Here is a 21,022-nt window from a genome sequence, read left to right as displayed (position 1 = left end):
CCCGTGTGCCGCGGCCCGTCGTCAGTCGAAGGTCTCGGCCGGCGGGGCGGGCGAGGCGAGGGCCGTGGCGTCGGTGACCGCGGCCGCGCCGCCGGTGAAGTCCAGCAGCGCCCGGCCGTGTTCGACGCGTCCGGCCTGCGGATCGGTGGCCGCCCGCCGGGTCAGTTCGGCGACCGGCAGTTCCCCGTCGGCGGCCAGCAGGACGGCGTTGCCGAAGCGCTTGCCGCGCAGTACGGCCGGGTCGGCGGTCAGACAGAGCTCGGGGAAGACCGTACGGGCCGTGGCGATCTGGCCGCGCAGGAAGCGCAGCGGCGGCCCGTCGGCGAGGTTCGCCGCGTAGAACCCGCCGGGCCGCAGCGCTCGGTGGATCTCCGTCAGGAATTCGGTGCTGGTCAGATGGGCCGGGGTGCGTGCGCCGCCGAAGACATCAGCGATGATCAGATCCGCCCAGCCGTCCGGGATCTTCGCCAGGCCGGCACGGGCGTCGCCGCCGCGCACCCGTATCCGCCAGCCGCCGTCCAACGGCAGCTTCTGGCGGACGAGTTGGACGAGCGGGGTGTCGATCTCCACGACCTGCTGGGTGGAGCGCGGGCGGGTCGCCGCGACATAGCGGGCCAGGGTCAGGGCGCCGCCGCCCAGATGGACCACGCGCAGCGGTTTGCCCGGCGGTCCGGCCAGGTCGGCGACGTGCCCGAGCCGCCGCTGATAGGAGAAGTCGAGGTACGCCGGGTCGTCGAGGTCCACATGGGACTGCGGGGCACCGTCGAGCAGCAGCGTCCAGCCGCGCGGCCGGTCCCGGTCGGGCCGTAGCTCGGCAAGCCCGCCGTCCACCGTCTCCATGACGGACTCCGGTCCGCCGCGCGCGCGTCTGCTCTTCGCCATGCCCTCCAGTATGGCCCCTGCCTCGGAGGCCGTATCCGCTGGTCAGCGAGGTACGGACGGCCGGAGGGGCGCCGCGGGGCGCCCGCACGTACGGGTCGGAGCGGACGCACGGGTCAGAGCGGATGTACAGGTCAGAGCGGACGTACAGGTCAGAGCGGCGGACCACCCACGACCGAGGTCACGGGTGATCCGCCAACTGCACACCATGAACCGTGCCGGCCCGATGTACCTCCGGACCGGCGGGCGGATCACCTATTGACGCATGCGTTCCCGAACGCCGGGTTCAGCGCCGCGAGAAGGTTGAGGCTGTTGCCGCAGACGTTGATCGGAATGTTGATCGGCACCTGGACATTGTTACCACTGAGGATGCCAGGAGAGCCCGCTGCAAAGCCGGCCGCGTTGGCACCGGAACGGTGGTTGTAGAGACCGCGGTGGTCATTGCGGTAGTGGTCGTGGTAGTGGCGGTTGTGATTGTGGTGACGGCTACCGTGGTTTCCGTCGCTGGCCGATGCCACACCTGCGCCACTCAGCACCACGGCGCAGCTGGCCGCAGTCATCGCGACGGCCGTGACAAAGCGCTTCATCCCATTCTCCTTTCAGTTCGTGAATGGGGCAACCGGTCACAACGAACGAAATGAGTCAGAGATGCGGGCATTCCCTCTTCCGAGAATATATTAGGCCTTCTGGCAGTAACGACGCGTGCGCCTACCACTCGGTATTCCGCTGAACGGGGCCCCCGACCGGCATCCGGCGTGCCTGCCGCGGTTTCCAACATGATTTCTGTCAGAGTGTTCTCCAGTTTGACTGATTGAAGTCGGAGAGGAAGACATGCGGAAGTCGATGGACCGCACCACGCGCGGCGTCGTATGCGCACCGGCCTCCCTGGCTCTGCCGGCCTCCCCGAAGAACAGTGAGCGGCCGCTGCGCGGAATTGCACGGCGGAACGGCTTCCCGTCGCCGGGAACGCACCGCCGCTCGTTTTCGGTACGGCAGAACGAACTGCTTATCCCGGCGCATGCACCTGGCCGCGCGGGCGTGGTGGCTTACGACGGCGACCGGGGCCACGGAAATGACGCGCTCTTCGTCCGGGCGGGCCGGCACCGCGCGCAGAAGGCGGGCGATTCCGCCGGTCCGGCGAGCGGCGTGATGAACTCGGCCATCACTGAATTGGGCCGGCCGGCGAAGCGGCGTTCCGCCTCCCGCAACACGCTCGGATTCGATTCCGGCGTATTCGACATCGGTCCCGCGCTGCGGTCCGGCGGCGATCGGCCCGCTTTCCGCTTCACCACCCGCAATCCGGGATATCTGCCCGGCGCGCCCTTCCGCCGGACCGATACCGGGCACTGAGCGGCGCGCGCCGGAAATTCTCGCAGAGTTCTGTCAGCTCGGTAATCAGGGGAGCAGTGCGTGCTGCCGCAAGACCTGCTGTGCCAAGAGCGGCCAACGGTTCTCCATGTTTCCCAGCCCGTCGACGGCGGGGTCGCCCGGGTCGTCACCGACCTGGTGCGGGCCCAGGTGGCGGCGGGACTGCGGGCCGTGGTCGCCGCACCGTCCGGTGGGGAGCTGCACCGGGACGCCGCCGCGGCGGGCGCCGAGGTCGTCCCCTGGCCCGCTCGCCGCTCCCCGGGCCCGGCACTCGCCGGTGAGACCGCGCGGCTGGCCCGGCTGGTCCGGCGGACCGGACCGCACCTGATCCATGCGCACGGCGCCAAGGCCGGGCTCGCCGCCCGGCTGGCCGTCCGCGGCCGGGTCCCGACGGTCCATCAGCCGCATGCCTGGCCCTTCGAAGCGGCCGGCGGGACGGCGGGGCGGCTGGCGCTCGGCTGGGAGCGGTATGCCGCGCGCTGGGCGGACCGGGTGCTGTGTGCGAGCGAGGCGGAGCGGCTGCGGGGAGCCGAAGCGGGGGTGCCGGCCCGGTGGGCAGTGATCCGCAACGGAGTGGACCTGGAACGCTGTGCGCCCGCGTACCGCGATGACGCGGTACGGCGCGCGCTGCGCCGCGACCTGCCCGCACTCGGCGATCTGCCGCCGGACGGGCCGCTGGTGGTGTGCGTGGGGCGGCTGTGCCCGCAAAAGGGCCAGCTGTCGCTGCTGCGCGCGTGGCCCGCGGTCGGCGCGGCCCTCCCGGACGCCCGGCTGGTGCTGGTCGGCGACGGCCCGGACCGGGAGCTGCTGCATGCGGCCGCACCGCCCGGTGTGCGCTTCGCGGGCCGGGCCCGCAGCGCCGTCCCCTGGTACCGGGCGGCGGATCTGGTCGTCCTGCCGTCCCGCTGGGAAGGCATGGCGCTGGCCCCTCTGGAGGCGATGGCCTGCGGCCGCCCCGTGGTGGTCACCGATGTCGGCGGGGCCCGGGAGAGCCTGCCGCCCGGGGCCGCGCCGCACTGTCTGGTGCCGCCCACCGATCCGGCCGCCCTCGCACAGGCCGTACTCGGTCTGCTGACCCGCCCTCAGCTGCGCACGACGCTGGCCCACCGGTCCCTGGAGCACATCCGGGCGACGTACGACGTACGGCACACCGCCGCGGCGGTCCTCGGCCTGTACCGCGAACTGCTCGGTGTGCCGTGCCCCGAGAGCACGGAGCGGATCAGCCGATGACGACGGACAGCGCGGACGCGCCCCATTCCGCCCGGGTCCCGCTCCCGTCGGCGGCACCCCGGCCCACGGCCGTCGCGGTCCGTCCGCCCCGCGGGCCGGGACGGGAGACCCTGCCCCCGCCCCGGCCCGGCCGCGGCACACGGCGGCGGACCGTCGCCCCGCTGATGGCCGCCGACGCCCTGGCCACCACGGGCACCGCCCTGCTCGTCCTCGGCACCGGTACGGCGCCGACGGCGCTCGCCGCCATGGTGTTGGGCCTGCTGCTGCTCCACCGCGGGGCCGGGCTCTACCGGCCCGGACCCGCTCCCCTCGCGCTGAACGACCTGCCGGCGCTGCTGGGCCGGGCCGCCGTCTGCTGGTGCGTGGTGGCCGCGGTGCTCGCCGCCGCGGACCCCGGACAGGCGCTGCCGCCGGGTCTGCTGGTGTGCGCGGTGGCGGCGCACACCCTGCTGGCCTTCGGCGGCCGGGCCACGGTCTACCGGGCGCACCGCGCCGCCGCCCGCCGCAGACCGCGCGCCACCCTGATCGTCGGCACCGACCCGGCCGCCCGGCAGCTCGCCGCCGTCCTGCACGCCCACCCCGAGTACGGCTTGCGTCCGGTGGGTCTGGTCACGCCGCCGTCCCTGCTGCCCGGCGGGCCCGACGCGCCCCCGGCCCGCGGGCGGCTGCCGCTGCCGCGGCTCACCTCCGCGCAGGAGATCACCCGGGCCGTCATCCAGAACACCGTGCGGGACGCGGTGTTCACGCTGCCGCCGTACGGCGATCCGCACACCGCGGCCCTGCTGCGCCGCTTCATCGACCAGGGCTCGGCGATCTGGCTGGCCGGTGCCGCGGCCGCCCGGGAGGGCCGTACGCCGCATGCGGGCACCGACCATCTGTGGGGCTTCGCCTGCCGGCGGCTGGAGACCGCCCCGCCGCGGCACGGCGGCCGGGGCAAGCGGGCGCTGGACCTCGCGCTGGCCGTCCCGGCGCTGGTGGTCGCGGCCCCTTTGCTGCTGGGCTGCGCGCTCGCGGTACGGCTCGCCGACGGGCCCGGCGTGCTCTGCCGGCAGGAACGTATCGGCCGGGGCGGGCGCCGCTTCACCCTGCTGACGTTCCGCACCCTGCGCGCGGACAAGGGGGACGACGCGGACGAGGGGGACGAGGCGTCGACGCAGGGGGACGTGACGGACGACGGCCGGACGAGCGGGGTCGGCCGGACGAGCGAGGTCGGCGGGACAACCAGTACCGGCGGGACGAGCGGGGTGGGCCGGCTGCTGCGGCGCACCGCGCTGGCGGGGCTGCCGCAGCTGTGGAACGTGCTGCGCGGCGAGATGAGCCTGGTCGGGCCGCGCCCGGAGCGCCCCCGGGTCGTCCAGCAGTGCACCCAGGCCCACCCGGAGTACGCCGCCCGGCACCGGATGCCGGTGGGCATCACGGGACTTGCGCAGCTGCACGGGCCGCGCGGCGGCGCCTCCGTCGAGGACCGGGTCCGCTTCGACAACCTCTACATCGACAGCTGGTCGCTGTGGCAGGACATCCGGATCCTGTTGCGCACCGTGGCCCGCCTGGTGCGGCCGGAGGGCAGATGAGCGCGGGCGCACCGGCGTCCGCGCTGCCCGCGCCGTGGCACACGGCCGGCCGGGGCAGCGGGCGTCGGCGGCGCAACGGCCTCTGGTCTGCGTACGGCACCGCCGGCACCGTCGGCACCCGGACCGTCGCGGCGGTACACGCCGCCGGCCACGGCTCTGCCTGCGCCCTCTCTGTCTGCGCCCTCGACCCCGGCCCGCCGGCCGGCCCCCGCGCCCTGCCGCGGTTCCACATCGGCATCGCGGACACCCCTTGGCGGCTGCACCTCACGCGCGCGCCGCACCCGCTGCGCCGCCGTGCGCTGCCCCTCGACGAGACCACCACCCCGGCCGCTACCCCAGGAGGCATCCGGTGAAGGTTCTGCACATCATTACGGGCCTCGACGTGGGCGGCGCCGAGCAGCAGCTGCGACTGCTGCTGCGCCGGCTGCCCGCACACTGCGAGGTCATCACCCTGACCGATCCGGGCCCGGTCGCCCATGGCATCGAGGCCGACGGCACCCCCGTGACCCACCTCGGCATGACCGGCAACCGGGACCTGACCGCGCTCCCCCGTCTCGCCGGACTGATCCGCGGCGGCGGCTACGACCTGGTGCACACCCACCTCTACCGGGCCTGCGTCTACGGCCGGATCGCCGCCCGGATGGCCGGTGTACGGGCCGTGGTCGCCACCGAGCACTCGCTCGGCGATGCGGTCATCGAGGGGCGCCGGCTGACCCGTGGCGTCCGCACGCTCTACCGGGCCACCGAACGGCTGGGCACGGCGACGGTCGCCGTCTCGGACACCGTCGCCGCCCGGCTGCGCCGCTGGGGCGTACCGGAGCAGCGGATCCATGTGGTGCCCAACGGCATCGAGGCGCACCGTTTTGCATTCGATCCGGCCGCCCGTGCCCTGGTCCGCACCCGGCTGGGGCTGCCGCTGGACGCCTTCGTGGTGGGCGGCGCGGGCCGGCTGGTGCCCGGCAAACGGTTCGACGTACTGGTCCGCGCGGTGACCCAACTGCCGGGCGTACACCTGCTGTTGGCGGGCGCGGGGCCGGAGCGGGAGATGCTGCGGCGGATGGCGGAGCAGTTCGGCTCGGGCGACCGGATCCATCTGCTGGGCGAGCGTGACGGGGCCGTCGACGCCATGGCCGGCGGACGGGCGGCTGACGGACGAGCGGCTGACGGACGGGCGGCCGACGGGCCCGACATCCCCGGCCTGCTCTCGGCCATCGACGTCTTCGTCTCGCCCTCCCCGGACGAGGCGTTCGGGCTGGCCGTCCTGGAGGCGCTCGGGTCCGGGCTGCATGTGCTCTACGGCAGCTGCCCGGCGGTCGACGAACTGCCCGCCGACCAGGCGCCCGGCGCCCGCCACTTCAGCCTCGGGGTCCATGAACTCGCCACCGCACTGCGGGAGTTGCGGCGTGGCGGGCCGGGCCGGCTGCCGGTCCCGCCGGTGGTGCGGCGCTATGACATCACCCGTAGCGCCGAGGCGCTGATGTCCGTGTACGAACAGGCCGTGACCGCCGCCGCCCCGGTACGGCGCCGGAACCCCGCGGCGGTGCCCCCGCCCCAGGGCCGGACGGCCGCGCTCCCCGCGGCGGCCGTGTCGCTGCCGGACCCGTCCCGGTCGCCCGACCCGTCCCGGCTCTCGAAGAGGTAGCTGCCGGACGGCCCGTGGAGCGGGGACTCCGGCGCCCCTCGATGTCCGCCCAGCGCCCGCCGGGCGGTGAGGGGCCGACCCGCGTCCGTCCCGCCGAGCCGGTGTGCAGACCGGCCGGCCGCCGCACGCCCTCCGCATCGGCCCCCAGCAAGGCGCCCAGGGGAAGAGGAGAGGGCGGAGACGCGGCGGCGGGCGCGGGTCCTCATCGATGTCAACCCCCGGCCCGGCGCGACCGGCTCCGGCTCTTCACCGACCCGTCCTCGGGGCTCGATGTGGTCCGTGCGCTGCACCTCGATCCGACCGGCCGCACGGTGCCGCTCGCGCGCAGCGCCACCGGGCAGCACCCCGCTCCCGGCCCGCCCGATGCCGCCGCGACCGCTCGGAGTGTCGCAACGGCCTTAAAGCCGGCACCCCGCGCCCCCTCCATGCGGCACAGACAACCCGCACCGCACAAAGAGAAAGAGCAGGGAACTCCCATGTACGACCTCGTGGTGGTGGGCGCCGGCCCCTACGGACTCTCGATCGCCGCACATGCGGCGGCGGCCGGACTGCGGCTGCGGGTCCTGGGCCGGCCGATGGCCTCCTGGCGCGACCACATGCCCGACGGCATGCTCCTCAAGTCCGAGCCCTGGTCCTCCGATCTCTCCGACCCGTCGGGCGGCCACACCCTGGCCGACTACTGCGCCGCCCACGACCTGACCGCCGAGCACGGCGTCCCGCTGCCCCTCGACACCTTCACCGCCTACGGCAGATGGTTCGGCGAACGGGCGGTGCCACAGATCGAGGAGGTCACCGTCACCGGCGTCCGCCCGGACGGTGACGGCTTCCAGGTGCAGACGGACACCGGCGAACAGATCGCGGCCCGGACCGTGGCGCTCGCCGTCGGCGTGCTGCCGTTCGTCAACCGCCCCTGGCCGCTGCTCGAACTGCCCCCGGACCTCGCCTCGCACAGCAGCGACCACCGCGACCTGCGCCGCTTCCACGGCCAGGACGTCACCGTGATCGGCTCCGGGCAGGCGGCGCTGGAGACCGCGACCCTGCTCGCCGAACAGGGCGCCCGGCCCCGCATCGTGGCCCGCGCCGACCGGCTGCGCTGGGACGCCCCGCCCCAGCCGCTGGAGCGCGGCCGGCTGCGCGCGCTGCGCGATCCGCACTCCGGGCTCGGCACCGGCTGGCCCCGCCGGCTGTGGTCGGAGATGCCCTGGGCGGTGCGCCGGCTGCCCTCGGCGACCCGGGTGCGTATCGCCGAGACCGCGTTGGGCCCGGCCGGTGCCTGGTGGCTGCGGGAGCGCTTCGAGCCGGCCGTGCCGGTCCTGCTGAGCCACCGGCTCCGGGCAGCGGTCCCGCACGACGACGGGGTGCGGCTCCACCTCACCCATACGGACGGCGGTACCGAGACCGTGGACACCCACCATGTGGTGGCGGCCACCGGCTTCCGCCCGGACCTCGGGCGGCTGCGGCTGCTCGTTCCCCATGTGCGCACCACGCTGCGGACGGTGGGCGGCAGCCGGGCGCCCGAGCTGAGCTCCGGCTTCGAATCGTCGTGGCCCGGACTGTTCTTCGCGGGGCTGCTGACCGCCCCGTCGTTCGGCCCGTCGATGCGCTTCGTGTACGGCGCGGACTTCACCGCGGCGCGGCTGCTGCGCGGCGTACAGCGCCGGCTCGGCGACCGGCGCGGCGCCACCACCATCCCCCGCCCGGCGCGGGACAGCGCTCCGGCCGCGCAGGGGACGTAGGACGCGGGCCTCCCACGCCCGAGGGGTCGTCCGGCACCGGCCGGGCGGCCCCTGCGCCGCTCACTGGCAGCGGTCGACGGCCTCGATCGTGCGGGCCGCCTCGCCGAGCGCCGCGCGCAGCACGGCCGGGTCGGTGGCCTCGGCGCCCGCGCCCTCCGGGGGCACCAGCCAGCCGGTGCCGGTCACCGGCGGCTGTGCCGCGGTCCCTTCACCGCACAGCGCACCCAGCGCAATGCCCCGCCCGGAGGTCTGGGTACAGGCGCTGCCCGGCACGTCCCAGCCCGCTGCCGTGCCCGCGGGCACCAGAAAGCCCAGGGTGTCGCAGGTGCCGTCGTGCAGGACCGGGCCGACGCCGTCCCGCAGCCGGAGGATGTCGACGGCTTCCAGCCCCTGCCGGGCCGGCACCGTCACGAGGTCGCACGACTGCGCCGGTACGGCCGGTGCCCCGTCTGCGACGGCCTGGCCCGCGGACCCGTTGCCGCCCCTGCTCACGCCGGTCTCCCACACGGAGAACCCCTCCTCCTGCACGCACCAGACCCTTTACACCGTCTTCAACGGTCAGGCGTGTCAACAGCTACGGCGGCGTAACGCTGCAAAGGATGGCAGTTCATGGCAGATCGTGCGCGAGATATCCGATTTGTAGCCAAACTGGGCGTATCGGAGCCATCACAGCCGGTACGGTCATCCCGCCGCACCGCCAGGAGGCGGCATCGCCACCTGATGGCACGGAGAGGGCACGGAAAGGGCACCGAGAAAGGCAGCCATGGCGTCGCCAGCAGCAAGTTCAGCGTCGTCCCGCACCGTACCCGTCCGCCCGAACCTCGCTTTCCGACAGCTGCGCGGCCGGCTGTCGCCAGGCGAGTTCGCGGCGGCGGTCCGACGGTCCGCCCGTGAGATCGGCGAACAGGTCTCGTGCGACGCCCGCTATGTGGGCCGCGTCGAGTCCGGGGAGATCAGGTGTCCGAACTACGCCTACGAGCGCGTGTTCCGGCACATGTTCCCGGGGCTGACGCTGCCCGACATGGGTTTCGCGCCGCGCGAGGCGGTACGCGGACGGGGGGCGCGTACGGCGGCGGTCAGCGCCGCGCCCCTGGCAACCGACCCCGACCACCGCGATACCTGTATCCAGATCTGCGAGGAGAGCGACGTGCTGCGTCGCGCGTTCATCACCGGCGGCCCGGCAGCGGCCCTGGGCTTTGCCGCCCTGCATCCCATCGAGGCCGCCGCCGCATCCGCCCGGGTGCCGGGCCCCCGCGCATCGGCCACCGGCCGGGCCGGTGCCGCCGAGGCCTCCGCCGTCGAGGAGGCCGTCCGCCAGATCCGGCTGCTGGACGACCGGCACGGCGCGGAGGGCATCTACCGCCGCGCCGCCCAGCCGCTGCGCGCCGCCTACGAGTTGCTGGATGCGGGCGTACAGCGCAGATCGGTGTCCGACCGGCTGCACGCCGGGGCCGGTGAACTCGCCATCACCGTCGGCTGGTTGGCGCATGACTCGGGCCGTTTCGAGGACGCCCGCTCGCACTACGCGGAGGCCCTGGCCACCGCCCGGGTCTGCGGCGATGCCGCCCTGGAGGCCCACGCCTTCTGCAACACGGCGTTCCTCGCCCGCGACGCCGGCCGTCCGCGCGAGGCGGTGCGCGCCGCGCAGGCCGCACAGCAGGCCGCCAGACATCTGGCCTCGCCGCGGCTGCTGTCGCTGCTGGCGCTGCGCGAGGCGGGCGGCTGGGCGGGGCTGGCGGACCGCTCCGGCTGCGAGCAGGCGCTGGCCCGGGCGGAGCGGCTGTTCGCGGGCGGGCCGCGGGACGGCGACCCGGAGTGGATGACGTTCTACGGCGAGGCCGAACTGGCGGGCCTCCAGGCGCAGTGCTGGTCGGCAATAGGCGAAGCGGGGCGCGCGGTGGAGCACGCGCGCCGGGCGGTGGCTCTCCAGGACCCCCACTTCACGCGCAATATCGCCCTGTTCACCGCGGAGCTCGCGGGCGATCTCGCGGACAGCGGTGCGCCCGAGGAGGCCGCCGCGGCCGGGGACCGGGTGCTGACGCTGCTGACCCAGGTCCGGTCGGCCCGTATCCGTACGATGCTCGACGACACGGCCCGGACGCTGCGGGCGCACCGCGACTGCGGCGCGGTCGCCGACTTCCTGGAGCGGCACGCGGCATCGGCCGCGTCCGAGGACGGGACGGCGGCCCCGGACTCCGCCGACTGACGCGCACGGCCCGGCGGGCGGGCTCCTACGGGTCGTCAGGCGGCCCGCGGAGTCCGTCCCTTCGGGCCGTCAGCGGCCCGCGGAGTCCGCGCCTTCAGGCCGTTCCAGGTCCCGGACCTGCCCTCAGCCGAGGTGTCCGGTGTCGTTCCAGCGCTCGATGGCCGGCTCCCCGTAGGCCCAGCCGAGCACCGACAGGGACGTCGGCTCCAGCCGGATCCGGGCACCGAAGGAGATGTCCAGGCCCAGCCAGCGGGCGCCCAGGGCGCGCAGGATGTGGCCGTGCGCGAAGACCAGCACATCGCGGTCGGCCGAGCGCGCCCAGCCGATGACCTCGTCGGCCCGCGCGGTGACATCGGCGAGCGTTTCGCCGTCCGGCACCCCGTCGCGCCAGATGAGCCAGTCCGGCCGCCCGGACTTGATCTCGGCCGGCGTGAGGCCCTCGTACGCGCCGTAGTCGAACTCCATCAGCGCGTCCCACTGCTGCGCCCGGTCCCCGAAACCGGCCAGTTCACAGGTCTCCTTCGCCCGCACGAGCGGGCTGGTGCGGACCTCGACGCCCGGCAGGCCGTCCCAGGGTGCGCGGTGCAGCCGCTCGCCCAGCAGCTTGGCGCCGCGCCGGCCCTCGTCCAGCAGCGGGACGTCCGTACGGCCGGTGTGCCTGCCGGACAGGGACCACTCGGTCTGCCCGTGCCTGGCCAGGTATATGCGCGCTGCCATGGTCGTACCTCTCGCCGACTTCTCGGCTGTTCGTTGCTCGGTGCGGGCGGCGTCGACCGCGGGCCTTCCATCATCGCGCATCGGGTCGTTTTGTCCCTGACCGGGGAGGCCGTCAGGCCGCTGACCGGGGATGTCGCCCGGTCCGTGAGCGGGGAAGCCGTCCGGCCCCGGCCTGCCGGGACCTGCCCGGGGCGCGCCGGCCGTACAGCGTAGGGGCGCGCCGGGAGCGGCACCCGCAGGCGGCCGGTCCGTGGCCGGTCGCCCCACATGTCGGTGCCGGATGCGAGACTTCCGCAGGTGAACGTTTTCCGCGACAGCCGACCCGCCCCGGCCGCCCCCGGGGCGGAGCAGCCGGTGGCGACACCGGGCCTGCGGCAGAGGCTCACCGAACTGCGCGGCCCCGGGGTGCGCCCCCGCTCCCTCGATGCCCGCGCGCTCGCCGCGCTGGCCGCCAACCCCGGCTGCCGGCGCCGTGCGCTGCTGGACGGCGCGGGCATCGACAAGGGCGCGCTGGCCCAGGCGCTGGGCTCGCCCGCGGCATACGGGCAGTCCCAGTTCGCGTTCGTCCGGGGCAATGCGTTCGAGGCCCGCGTGAAGGCCGACGGCGGCACGGAGTTGCTGCGGCTGCTGCACGAACGGCTGGCGCCCGGCACGCCCGCTCCCTCGCCCGATGAGGTCGCCACCCCGGATCTGTCCGCGGCCGGGCCCGAGGGCCGGGCGGCGCGTACGGCGCTGGCGCTGCGCGAGGCGACCGCGGCCGGCGGCTGGGCCCTGCTCGACCATCCGCTGCTGGCCGTCGAGGTGGCCGGCTCGCCCGCCTATGTGGAGCCGGACGCGGTGGTGGTGCATCCGGACGGCGGCTGGACGGTCGTCGAGATCAAGTCCTTCCCGATGATCGACGGTTCGGCGGACGCCGCCAAGGTGGGCGCCGCCGCGCGGCAGGCGGCGGTGTACGTCCTGGCCCTGGAGCAGGTCGCGGGGCATGTCGGCGCGCGTACGGGCCGCGCGGTCCGGGTCCGCGACCGGGTGCTGCTGGTGTGCCCGAAGGACTTCTCCAACCTCCCCACGGCCGCGGCGGTCGACGTCCGCAAGCAGTTGGCCACGACCCGGCGGCAGCTGACCCGCCTGACCCGGGTCGAGGAGATCGCCGCCGTTCTTCCCGCCGAGACCACCTTCGACCTCCGGCTCGCGGACGACGGGAAGACCGCGACCCGCCCGCCCGAGGAGCTGGCCGATGCCGTCGAAGCGGTCGGTGCGGCCTACGCCCCCGAGTGTCTGGCCGCCTGCGAGCTGGCCTTCCACTGCCGTAAGCGGTCCCGTCAGGACGGCGCGGTGGAGGCGCTGGGGCGCGGCGTACGGGGCGAGTTGGGCGGGCTGCGCACCATCGAGGAGGTGCTGGCGGCGGCCGGACCGGACGGCCCGGAGCCCCCAGCGGACCCGGACGGTCCGGACGACCCTGCCGTGGTGGCGCTGCGCCGGGCCGCCGCGCTGCGCGCCGAGGCGCTGGCCGCCGTGCCGGCGCAGCGAGCGGAGGAGCCGGGATGTCACTGATCGAGACGCTGGCCCGGATGGAGGCGGTCGCCACGGGCCGCGCGCGACCGCGGTGCACGGTCCGGCACCGCCATCTGTCCGAACGCCCCCTGGTCCTCGTCCTGTTGACGACCGCGGGCGAGGCCGGCGCCCCGCTGGGCGCGCTGGTCGGCACGGACCGCGAGAAGCCGCAGCTGCTGGCCGTTCCGCAGCCGCGCGACCGCGATCTGCGGTTCGCGTTCCTCGCCGAGCTGGCCGAGACGGTGCTGCCGTATGTGGACGGCTTCGCGGACGCCATCGAGTGGGAGGAACGCAAGGAAACCGACCCGGAGACGGGCAAGAAGGTCCCGGTGCAGGTCGAACTGTGCGCGGACGCGCCCCAGTTGATCGTGCCGAGCGCCGCCGGTATCGAGTTCGTCCGGCTGCTGGGCCGCTCGATGCGGTTCCGGCGGACGGCCGAGCAGGAGCCGGAGACGCCGTACCCCGCACCCCCGCACGTCCCGCTGCTGGGCCGCTGGCTGACCCATTTCGGTGAGCGGGCGCGGGTCCCGGGCGCGAGCCTGCTGCTGTCCATGACGGGCCTGCTGACCCGCCACTGGGCGAGTGGCCAGAGCGTGCTGGAGGACCAGCATCTGGGCGCGCTGCTGTCCTGGATCGACCCGCCGCCGGGGCTGTCGGGCCAGGAGGCGGCCGAGCGCGCCGAGTCGGCGCGCGGCGCGGACGGGCAGCTGCTGTGCCCGCCGGCCGGCCCGGCCACCGACCCGGCGTTCGACAACCGGCTGCTGGCCCCCGCGATGGCCCGCTACGACGCCGGGCTGCCGGGCGCCGAGGACGCGCTCCGCGCCCTGGTCGAGGGGCAGCTGCGGCCGACCTGGGACGCCGTCTGGCACGGCCTCGATCTGCTGCGGGCGCTCCCCGCGGGCAGCCGGGTCCCCGACCGCTGGAAGCGCGACCGCTGGTCGTACACGGCACACCGCGACCGGGTGCGCGCCGGGGAGCCCCCGCAGCCCCGGCAGGACGACGCGGTCACCGCCGCGCAGAAGCTGTCCGCGCGGGAGACCGCGCAGGCCCAACTGGACGCCCAGGAAGCCCTGGACGACCCGTTGGTGATGGCGGGGCGCCGGCTGGCCGGCGAGGCGTTCCAGGGCACGGTCACCGCCGTCGAGATGGCGTTCTCCGAGGGCAAGCGGCCGATGCCCCGTCCGCTGGTCACGCTGCGGACGGCCGACCGTCCGCAGCTGTCCGAGGGCGGCAAGCTCCACCGCGCCCTGGCGGACGGCAGGACCCAGACCGCCGAATTCGTGGCGGCCGGGGCCGAGGAACCGGGTGCGCTGGTGGTGCGGCTGACGGGCGGGATGGGGCGCGGGAAGACACCGGAGCCCGGTTCGGTGCCGGAGCCGGACGAGACCGTGTGCTGGACGCTGTTCGAGCACGCGCCGCGCGGCGGACCGGAGCTCCCGGACCCCGAGGACACCCCGTGGACCCACGGCGGCCCCCCGCCCGGCCCCGCGGACGCACCGCACGACTCCCCCGACCCCGTGACCCCGGAGGACTTCCTGTGACCCGCGCCCGGTATGCGACCGCCCTGGAGAACACCGCCGTATGACGGCCACTCAGGACCCCCACGCCACCACAGCCGGCTCCTTCGATCCCGCCGCCGCGGCCGCCACGGCGACCGAGGCGATCCTGCACGACACGCTGTACGGCTCCCGGCGCGGCGTGGTCGTGGACTCCCCGCCCGGCGCCGGCAAGTCCACCCTCGTGGTGCGGGCGGCCCGTGAACTGGCCGCCGCCGGACGCCCGCTGATGGTGATCGCGCAGACCAACGCCCAGGTCGACGACCTCGTGCTGCGGCTCGCCGAGAAGGACCCGCAGCTGCCGGTCGGCCGGCTGCACAGCAGTGAGCCCGGCGCGTTCGACCCGGCGCTGGCCGAGCTGCCCGCGGTCCGTACGTCCGCGAAGGCCGCCGATCTGGCCGGGATGGACATCGTGGTCTCGACGGCCGCGAAATGGGCGTACACCAAGGTCGACGAGCCGTGGCGGCACGCCATCGTGGACGAGGCCTACCAGATGCGCTCCGATGCGCTGCTGAGCGTCGCCGGGCTCTTCGAGCGGGCGCTGTTCGTCGGCGACCCGGGCCAGCTGGACCCGTTCAGCGTGGTCGGCGCGGAGCAGTGGGCGGGGCTGGCGTACGACCCGTCCGCGAGCGCGGTGTCCACCCTCCTGGCCCACAACCCCGATCTGCCGCAGCACCGGCTGCCGGTCTCCTGGCGGCTGCCCGCCTCGGCCGCGCCGCTGGTCTCCGCCGCGTTCTATCCGTACACCCCCTTCCGCAGCGGCACCGGCCACGGCGACCGCCGGCTGGCGTTCGGGGTGCCGGGCGACGGCTCGGGGGTGGACCGCGTCCTGGACGAGGCCGCGGAGTCCGGCTGGGGCCTGCTGGAGCTCCCCGCCCGCCGTACGCCTCGCACGGACCCGGAGGCGGTCCGTGCGGTGGCGCAGGTCGTGCGCCGGCTCCTGGACCGCGGTGGCGCCGCGACCAGCGAGGGCCGGCGCGATCCGGACGGGGCGCCGGTCCCGGTGCCGCTGACCGCGGGCCGGATCGCGGTCGGCACGGCCCATCGTGACCAGGCGGCGGCCGTCCGCTCCGCGCTCGCCGGCCTCGGCGTGACCGGGGTCGCGGTGGACACCGCCAACCGTCTCCAGGGCCGCGAGTTCGATGTCACGGTCGTGCTCCACCCGCTCTCCGGCCGCCCCGACGCCACCGCGTTCCATCTGGAGACCGGACGGCTGTGCGTGCTCGCCTCCCGCCACCGGCACGCCTGCATCGTGGTCAGCCGGGCGGGCGTCGCCGACCTGCTGGACGAGCACCCCTCGACCGAGCCGGTCCGTCTGGGCGTCACGGTCAAGTTCCCGGACGGCTGGGAGGCCAACCACGCCGTCCTCGCCCACCTGGCGGAACACCGGGTGGCATGGCGCCCGTAACCGGGTGGCATGGGTCCCTGGGGGAGTTGCCCGCCACCTGCCGCCGCGGACGGACGGCAAGCCGGCGGCCGGCCCCCGTACGGCACGGCCTCCGGCCCCCTTGCGCGGGGCGGGACAATGGAATGCGGCACACGATCTGGAGGTAGGTACATGTCCGAGCCGCGACCGGCTCCCGACCCGCGTGGTACGGCGCCGGGACCACGGCGGATGAAGCCCGCGCAGCTGCTCTTCGAGCCGCCCGAGGCCGTCGCCGACCCCGAGCACTTCTTCGGCCTGGAGTCGATGGAGGATCCGCGCGAGCTGCTCAGCCGTGCCACGGAACTGGCCCTGGCCTTCCGCGCCGCGGCCGACCGCGCCACGGAATTCCAGGCACTGGCCGCCGCCCAGCTGACCGATCCCAGCCGGTTCGACCGGATGCCGCCGGCCGTGCTGGCGGAGCAGGCGGAGTGGACCGAGGACTATGCGCAGAAAATGATCGAGTTCGGCGCCGGTCTGATGCGCAGCAGCAGCACCCTGCCGGGCGACATGGACTGAGCGCCCCCGGTCCCGCCGACCACCCCAGGCGTCACATCCGCACCACACACCCCGCTACGGCTCATGGTCCAAGATCATGGGCCGCTGGCATATGCAAGAGGCGCAAGATACCGGCTCCCCCGCCACCCCGTCCCGTTTTCCGGCAATCAGCTCAACGCGCACGCGCCGTCTCGGTAGACCTGTCCCCCATGAGCGAATGGCTGCCCGAGACCCCCCGCACCCTGGCCTTTCCCACCGCCGCGTATGTCACCCTCGCGGGCGCCGACTGGCTCGCCTCCGCCAGCCCCCACCCCGACGAGATGCACGCCCTGTGGGCCACCCGCCCCGCCGCGCCGAGCGTGCTGCCGTGCGGCACCGCCTTCGACGTGATCAACGCCCCCGCGCTCTTCGGGCGGCGGATGGTCGACCGTTTATGGTCCGACGGTCCCGGCTCCGGCCCGGTGGCGGCGCACCGCGGCCGGATCCTGCTCTTCGCCGCTCCGGGCACCGCCCAGCGGCTGCCCGCGCTGCTCGGCTGGGAGGAGTGGGCCACCGCCGTCCCCCCGCTGCTGTGCCACGGCAGCGGCGATGCGGTCACCGTCCCGCCGCTGCACCCCTGTCGTGGCGCCACCGAGGACGCACCGGCAATCGGGCCGTTCCTGGCTGCCGAGGAACCGTCCGCCCCGGCCGGCTCCCGCTGGCTGGTGGCGCCGGACGTCCGCGACCCCTGGCTGCCGGGACCGGACGTGCTGCTGTGGGCCTGTGTCCGCGCCGCCCGCTCCGTGGCCGGTCCCGAGCAGGAAACCGCAGCTCAGCACCCCGTTTCGGCGCTGACCCGGGGCTGAGACAAACCGATTTTTGTCCTCCCCGACCATGATGCTAATGTTTTCCCCGTCAGCAGGCGCCGCTAGCTCAGTTGGTTAGAGCAGCTGACTCTTAATCAGCGGGTCCGGGGTTCGAGTCCCTGGCGGCGCACAGACAGTCGAAGGCCTCCACCACGGTGGGGGCCTTCGTCGTTTGCCGGTCCCTGCGCGCGCACTGCCGGCCGTCCGCCGCGGCCTCGGGACAGCCGGGCATCCGCGGGGCGTCAGTCGCGCCCGACCTTGACCGCCCAGTCCCCGTCGGTCGTCCGGCCCTCCACCTGGATGCGGACGCCGTCCTCGGCGTCGTTCATGCTCTCCCCCACGCCCAGGGGCGCGTCCGCGAGCGGCGGGTAGACGGAGGAGCCCCGGCAGGCCGAGGTGCCGGGGTGCCCGTCGAGGACCTGCACGGGTCCCGTCCCGGAGGGAGCGCGGCTGCGCACGCGGTAGACCAGGACACCCTCGGCGCACATGGAGCGGTCATTGCCCATGGCACCGCGTGCCTCGATGGCGACGGCGCTTTCGGGCCCCGTACGGGCCACCAGGAGCCGCGTGTGGCGCTGGGCGCGGGGCTCCTTGGGGGCGGACAGCGTGCGCAGCGAGTGCACGGCCGGGCGGGTCAGATCGACGCAGTCAACCTGGTTGTCGGAGATCCAGCCCAGCTTCCATTTGTGCCAGGCGAAGGGGTCGGGCGCCAGACCGAACTGGCTGCCCATGAGGTCCCAGTCGCCGACGTAGGTGTCCCAGTCGCCCTTGCCGTCCGCCGGCCGGTGGTAGAGGTCCGGCAGGTCGAAGACGTGCCCGGTCTCGTGGGCGAGGACGTTGCGGTCCGGCGGGGTCTGCTCGAAGACGGTGACGAACCGGCGCAGATCGCGGTCGTCGGCGTGCATCGGGCGGTCGAGGTTGACGACCTTGGTGGCGTCCGAGTCGACGCCGGGGGCGTCCGGGTCGGCGACGAAATAGACCACGTCGAAGCGGCCGAAGTCCACGAACGGGTCGGCGGCGGCGACCGCGTCGCGCAGATACGAGGAGCGCCGGCCGGCGTCCCAGTCGCGCTGTATTCCGTAGGAGGCGGACGGGTGCGGCATCCGGATCCAGTACCGGTGGACGCGCGGGCGCAGCCGGAACTTCCCGTACGAGGCGCGGTCGAAGAAGCCGGAGGTGGCGGGGAAGTAGTCGCGGGAGAGCTCTTCCGGGTCGGCGGACGGCCGGGCGTCCGGGAAGGACAGGTAGATCATGACGGCGTCGAGCGGGCGGTCGGGGCGCGGATAGGCGCTGTTCCAGCTGTCGACGCCCTCGGAGTGGTGCGCGTCGGTGCGTCCCAGGGCGCACGGGAGTGCGGCCTCGGAGGCGGTGGCGGGTCCGGCCACGATGGACGTCGCGATGAGCGCACTCAGGGAAGTGGCGACGGCCGCGACGCGCCGCAGACGGCGGCGATCCACCCCGTCGGGTGTCTGAGCGCGCGGCACATCTACCTCCAGGGACGGATTCGGAGACCTCACCTACCCTGTGGCGATTTAATGCTATTCGTCCTGTTTTACAGCCCCGGAAGAGTGACCGGCGCGTCTTCGTCAGCCCGTAACGGAAAGTCACAAACAGCCAATGGGGCATTCAGTACGAACAGAGCCGCGCAGAAATGGCTGAAGTTCCGTCATGCGGGCGGACGATCACGGCTGCGTCGCTGGCTCGGCCGTTGCGCCAGCCTCTATGATCGCCACACTTTCCAGCGCGAGATCCACCCTTCATCACGAGACAGCGCCATGCGGGAGCGAGCAGTGAGCGGACACCCCGACAGTCCGGGCCGCACGCCCGGAGCGACGCTCCCCTCAGTGACGGAGCGTAACGGTACGACCAAAGGATCTGCCGAAGCCCGGCATGCCCCGGCCGGCCGCTGCGATGACACCGCGGCCTCGCTCGGCGACTACCGCGCCACCTTCTACGCCGCCCGGCTGGCGATGGCGGTCCTCAACCGCGACGGCCTGGTCCTCGCCGCCAACCCCGCCTTCGGCGAACTGGTCGGCGCCGAACCGGCCGAGCTGGTCGCCGCCACCGCGGCGGACCTCACCGACCTCGGTGCCGACCCCCGGGTGTGGACCGCCTACCGCGAGGTGCTGTGCGGCCGCAGCGACCGGCTGCGCTGCACCCGCCGCCTCAAACACCCCGAAGGGCACTCCATCTGGGTGGAGGTGACCGTCGAGCCGCTGACCCCGGAGCCACTCAGCGGCGAGGAGCGGATGCTGCTGTCGGTGGCGGACATCAGCGACCGGCACGATCTGCTGGCCCGGCTGCGGCATCTCCAGATGCACGATCCGGTGACCCGGCTGCCCAACCGGGCGCTGTTCTTCGAGCGGCTCTCCACCGCGCTGGAGACCGCCTCCTTCGAACCGTCCGGCACCGGCCGGATCGGGCTGTGCTACCTCGACCTGGACGGTTTCAAGGCCGTCAACGACACCCTCGGGCACCGCGTCGGCGACCGGCTGCTGAGCGCGGTGGCGCAGCGTCTGACGCGCTGCGCGGAGAGCGCGGCGGACCGCGGGCCGGGCCACGCCGGGCACCTCGTCGCACGACTGGGCGGTGACGAGTTCGCTCTTTTGGTGGAGGACTCCACCGGCACCGACCAGCTGGCCGAGCTGGCCCAGTCCGTCCTGGACGCGCTTCAGCGCCCGTTCGACCTGGCCGGGCAGCGGCTGTCGGTGTCGGCGAGCATCGGCGTGGTGGAGCGGGCCGCCACCGGCACCACCGCGACCGGTCTGATGCAGGCCGCGGACACTACGCTGTACTGGGCGAAGGAGGACGGGAAGGCGCGCTGGACGCTGTTCGACCCGGAGCGCAACGCCCACCGGATGACCCGGCAGGCGCTCTCCAGCACGCTGCGGCCCGCCGTGGACCGCGGCGAATTCACCCTGGAGTACCAGCCGCTGGTCGGACTGGGTGACGGCCGTGCGCAGGGCGTGGAAGCACTGGTGCGCTGGCGGCATCCGCAGTTCGGGACGCTGTCGCCGAATCGGTTCATCGCCCTGGCGGAGGAGAACGGCGCGATCGTCGAGCTGGGCCGCTGGGTCCTGGAGCGGGCCTGCTACCAGGCACGGGCCTGGCAGCTGGGGCACCCCGGCCAGCCGCTGTTCGTCAGTGTCAATGTGGCCGTACGTCAGGTGTGGGACTCCGACCTGGTCGCGGATGTCGCCGGGATTCTGGCGGAGACCGGGCTGCCGCCGCGGCTGCTTCAGCTGGAGCTGACCGAGTCGGCCGTGATGGGCTCGGCCGGGCGCCCGCTCCAGGCCCTCCAGGCGCTCAGCGACATGGGCGTACGGATCGCCATCGACGACTTCGGCACCGGCTACTCCAACCTCGCCTACCTCAGCCGCCTCCCGGTGTCCGTACTGAAGCTGGACGGATCCTTCGTCCGCGGCTTCCGCTCGCAGGAGCACCCCAACCCGGCGGACGAGATGATCGTGGAGGCGCTGGTGGCGCTGGCGCACCGGCTGGGCCTCACGGTCACCGCCGAGTGCGTGGAGAGCGCCGAGCAGGCCGAGCGGCTCCGCCGGATCGGCTGCGACACCGGCCAGGGCTGGCTCTACTCCCGCCCCGTCGCCCCCGAACGGGTCGAGGCCCTGCTCGACGCGGGCCGGCACACGGGCGCCTGAGGGTCCTGCGTACACGGACCCGGGGCGGGCGGAACGCCGTTCCGCCCACCCCGGAAAAAGAATCCCGCCGCGACGGCGCGCACCCCCCACGGCGAGGGTCCGGCGGAATCGACGACGGCCGCAGCCACCGCGTACGACTAC

At 74.3% G+C, this 21,022-nt stretch carries 18 protein-coding genes and 1 tRNA gene; 14 read left to right on the top strand and 5 right to left on the bottom strand.

What is annotated here, in order from left to right; genetic code table 11:
- Positions 1–21: 21 nt before the first annotated feature.
- Positions 22–882, bottom strand: a complete 861-nt coding sequence (locus M8I34_RS39565) for a spermidine synthase (RefSeq protein ID WP_250057934.1) — start codon at positions 880–882, stop codon at positions 22–24.
- 248 nt (positions 883–1,130) lie between these two features.
- Positions 1,131–1,466 carry a chaplin gene (locus M8I34_RS39560; RefSeq protein WP_250057933.1) on the bottom strand — a complete coding sequence of 112 codons (336 nt, stop codon included), beginning with the start codon at positions 1,464–1,466 and terminating at the stop codon, positions 1,131–1,133.
- A gap of 244 nt (positions 1,467–1,710) precedes the next feature.
- Between M8I34_RS39560 and M8I34_RS39555 the strand changes: the two genes are divergently transcribed.
- The 6 genes from M8I34_RS39555 to M8I34_RS39530 all read left to right on the top strand — a co-directional run bounded on the left by M8I34_RS39555 (position 1,711) and on the right by M8I34_RS39530 (position 8,426).
- Positions 1,711–2,229 (top strand): hypothetical protein, encoded by a 519-nt coding sequence (locus M8I34_RS39555; RefSeq protein WP_250057932.1) that lies wholly within the window; start codon positions 1,711–1,713, stop codon positions 2,227–2,229.
- A 60-nt stretch (positions 2,230–2,289) separates the two neighbouring features.
- A complete protein-coding gene (locus M8I34_RS39550) occupies positions 2,290–3,477 on the top strand; it encodes a glycosyltransferase family 4 protein (RefSeq protein ID WP_250057931.1) in 1,188 nt (395 codons plus the stop codon).
- The gene (locus M8I34_RS39545) at positions 3,474–5,048 is read left to right on the top strand and encodes a sugar transferase (RefSeq protein WP_250057930.1); all 1,575 of its coding nucleotides are present in this window, start codon (positions 3,474–3,476) and stop codon (positions 5,046–5,048) included. Before M8I34_RS39550 ends, M8I34_RS39545 begins: the two co-directional genes overlap by 4 nt.
- The gene (locus M8I34_RS39540; RefSeq protein WP_250057929.1) at positions 5,045–5,401 is read left to right on the top strand and encodes a hypothetical protein; all 357 of its coding nucleotides are present in this window, start codon (positions 5,045–5,047) and stop codon (positions 5,399–5,401) included. Before M8I34_RS39545 ends, M8I34_RS39540 begins: the two co-directional genes overlap by 4 nt.
- Positions 5,398–6,690 (top strand): glycosyltransferase, encoded by a 1,293-nt coding sequence (locus M8I34_RS39535; RefSeq protein WP_250057928.1) that lies wholly within the window; start codon positions 5,398–5,400, stop codon positions 6,688–6,690. The genes M8I34_RS39540 and M8I34_RS39535 overlap by 4 nt, the downstream gene beginning before the upstream one ends.
- A gap of 476 nt (positions 6,691–7,166) precedes the next feature.
- Positions 7,167–8,426: an NAD(P)-binding domain-containing protein gene (locus M8I34_RS39530; RefSeq protein ID WP_250057927.1), complete on the top strand. Its 1,260-nt coding sequence runs from the start codon at positions 7,167–7,169 to the stop codon at positions 8,424–8,426.
- A gap of 60 nt (positions 8,427–8,486) precedes the next feature.
- Here the strand turns inward: M8I34_RS39530 and M8I34_RS39525 are convergent, their stop codons facing one another.
- Positions 8,487–8,933, bottom strand: coding sequence for a hypothetical protein (locus M8I34_RS39525; protein WP_250057926.1), 447 nt, complete (start codon positions 8,931–8,933; stop codon positions 8,487–8,489).
- A 256-nt stretch (positions 8,934–9,189) separates the two neighbouring features.
- Between M8I34_RS39525 and M8I34_RS39520 the strand changes: the two genes are divergently transcribed.
- Positions 9,190–10,632 (top strand): tetratricopeptide repeat protein, encoded by a 1,443-nt coding sequence (locus tag M8I34_RS39520; RefSeq protein ID WP_250057925.1) that lies wholly within the window; start codon positions 9,190–9,192, stop codon positions 10,630–10,632.
- Between the two features lie 123 nt (positions 10,633–10,755).
- On the opposite strand, the gene M8I34_RS39515 is transcribed toward M8I34_RS39520, so the two are convergent.
- Entirely contained in the window at positions 10,756–11,349 is a 594-nt protein-coding gene (locus M8I34_RS39515; protein ID WP_250057924.1) for a histidine phosphatase family protein, read from the bottom strand.
- 267 nt (positions 11,350–11,616) lie between these two features.
- On the opposite strand from M8I34_RS39515, the gene M8I34_RS39510 reads away from it, so the two are divergent.
- The 6 genes from M8I34_RS39510 to M8I34_RS39485 all read left to right on the top strand — a co-directional run bounded on the left by M8I34_RS39510 (position 11,617) and on the right by M8I34_RS39485 (position 17,352).
- The gene (locus tag M8I34_RS39510; RefSeq protein WP_374211052.1) at positions 11,617–12,900 is read left to right on the top strand and encodes a hypothetical protein; all 1,284 of its coding nucleotides are present in this window, start codon (positions 11,617–11,619) and stop codon (positions 12,898–12,900) included.
- The gene (locus tag M8I34_RS39505; RefSeq protein WP_250057923.1) at positions 12,891–14,441 is read left to right on the top strand and encodes a hypothetical protein; all 1,551 of its coding nucleotides are present in this window, start codon (positions 12,891–12,893) and stop codon (positions 14,439–14,441) included. Before M8I34_RS39510 ends, M8I34_RS39505 begins: the two co-directional genes overlap by 10 nt.
- A gap of 40 nt (positions 14,442–14,481) precedes the next feature.
- Complete coding sequence (locus tag M8I34_RS39500; RefSeq protein WP_250057922.1) at positions 14,482–15,864, top strand: AAA domain-containing protein; 1,383 nt, start codon at positions 14,482–14,484, stop codon at positions 15,862–15,864.
- A gap of 150 nt (positions 15,865–16,014) precedes the next feature.
- Positions 16,015–16,398 carry a hypothetical protein gene (locus M8I34_RS39495; protein ID WP_078889626.1) on the top strand — a complete coding sequence of 128 codons (384 nt, stop codon included), beginning with the start codon at positions 16,015–16,017 and terminating at the stop codon, positions 16,396–16,398.
- Positions 16,399–16,586: 188 nt separating this feature from the next.
- Positions 16,587–17,222: a bifunctional DNA primase/polymerase gene (locus M8I34_RS39490; RefSeq protein WP_250057921.1), complete on the top strand. Its 636-nt coding sequence runs from the start codon at positions 16,587–16,589 to the stop codon at positions 17,220–17,222.
- 56 nt (positions 17,223–17,278) lie between these two features.
- Positions 17,279–17,352: transfer RNA gene (locus M8I34_RS39485), tRNA-Lys, on the top strand.
- 112 nt (positions 17,353–17,464) lie between these two features.
- Here M8I34_RS39485 and M8I34_RS39480 read toward each other — a convergent pair.
- Positions 17,465–18,706, bottom strand: coding sequence for a M6 family metalloprotease domain-containing protein (locus M8I34_RS39480; RefSeq protein WP_250057920.1), 1,242 nt, complete (start codon positions 18,704–18,706; stop codon positions 17,465–17,467).
- Positions 18,707–19,066: 360 nt separating this feature from the next.
- Here M8I34_RS39480 and M8I34_RS39475 point away from each other — a divergent pair, with 360 nt between their 5' ends.
- Positions 19,067–20,881: an EAL domain-containing protein gene (locus M8I34_RS39475; RefSeq protein WP_250057919.1), complete on the top strand. Its 1,815-nt coding sequence runs from the start codon at positions 19,067–19,069 to the stop codon at positions 20,879–20,881.
- The last annotated feature ends 141 nt before the right edge of the window (positions 20,882–21,022 follow it).

This window comes from Streptomyces sp. MCA2 (assembly GCF_023544705.1).
In the GTDB taxonomy this organism is placed as follows: domain Bacteria; phylum Actinomycetota; class Actinomycetes; order Streptomycetales; family Streptomycetaceae; genus Streptomyces; species Streptomyces decoyicus.
The sequence above is the reverse complement of the archived record's forward strand: the minus strand, read 5'-3'. Positions and strand labels throughout refer to the sequence as shown.